Annotated in this window: 2 protein-coding genes; one reads left to right on the top strand and one right to left on the bottom strand. The window is 56.3% G+C overall.

What is annotated here, in order from left to right; translation table 11 throughout:
- On the bottom strand, window positions 1–182 hold a 182-nt coding region (locus tag C0456_RS20705; RefSeq protein ID WP_291056648.1), incomplete at its 3' end, for a hypothetical protein.
- A gap of 176 nt (window positions 183–358) precedes the next feature.
- Between C0456_RS20705 and C0456_RS20700 the strand changes: the two genes are divergently transcribed.
- Window positions 359–1,144, top strand: a complete 786-nt coding sequence (locus C0456_RS20700) for a hypothetical protein (protein WP_291056646.1) — start codon at window positions 359–361, stop codon at window positions 1,142–1,144.
- Window positions 1,145–1,166 lie beyond the last annotated feature (22 nt).

The raw sequence follows: 1,166 nt of genomic DNA, 5'->3' as shown, positions 1-1,166 counted from the left end.
ACCAGTGCAATCGCCGAGCCACCCTTCGAAGACTTCCCTCCGTAGGTCAGATACTCATCCGGGCTCCTAAGGTCGCCGAAATGGCCAGGGAGATCAGATGGGGACGCGCCGCGAGAGATATCGCCGGTCATCACAGCATAGGTAATCGGATCCATGCTCGATTTGTGGCTGAAATCGTCCATCGGCGTTCTCCTAGCCTTTCCGTAGCGTTTTTACGCCAAAAAGACAATCATAGGTTCAACGCTGCGAGGGGTTAGGAGGCGATTGCCGATTCGATTTGTATCAGCGATTGCGTGGGGTGCCGGAATCATACCAGAAGGGGAGCGGTTACGCTGAATTCAAGCGAGCCGTTGAGAGCATGTTATCGAAGACTGACGCGACATATCTCGATCTTCGAGAGCGCATTCTATTTGGCGAGCTCAAGGCTGGAGCACCGTATTCTGCCCCGGATATGGCTGCGCAATACGGGCTTCATATCAATAGGGCGCGCAGGCTGCTGGTCGCCTTGAAGGTTGGTGGTTATCTTACCCGCTCAGGCACGTCCTATGTCATCTCAACATTCTCGCAGAGCCAAGTTGAGGAATGGCGCCTTTCGTTGGGCGCCATCGTCGAGATTGGGGCAGTCCGATTGGCGCAGTCCGGGGGTGGAAATCTTGGCCCTCTCGCGGCATTCATCGACGAACGCATTCGAAACGTCCCAGTGAACCACGAGGACTTTTTTCTCGGTGCAATGGGGCTCACGCATATCGTCCTGGGTGGCAAGGAAAGCACCCTTGCCAATCTTGTCTCGCAGTTCATTCCCCAGGCGTTTTTTCGCCTCCTTTGGATGGCAGACTCTTATGCTGTCCGCACAGGGTTTCTGTTGGAGGCGAGCGACCGGTTTCTTGATGCAGCCAGGACAGGCGACATTGCGGGCGTTCGCGCGGCTAGCCGGATCTTCTTCGATGGCATCGCCCCTTCGCTGCAAACGCTCATCGAAAAGATGGGCGAGGGCATCTATCCCGTCAACGACCGCCAGGATGGATTCCAGACTATCGAGGACAACATCGCGGGCTATCCAACCTATGCGGGCAGTTCCCGCACATTCACGCCGATTATAGAGCCTCTCGAAGAGGTCGGCCAGGTAACGCTGCCCCTTTGCTGAGTGAGGCGTCCTACGCGTTCAC

Source organism: Hyphomonas sp. (assembly GCF_013823385.1).
Lineage (GTDB): Bacteria > Pseudomonadota > Alphaproteobacteria > Caulobacterales > Hyphomonadaceae > Hyphomonas.
Note: the sequence above shows the minus strand (reverse complement) of the source record. Positions and strands in the feature narration are given on the sequence as shown.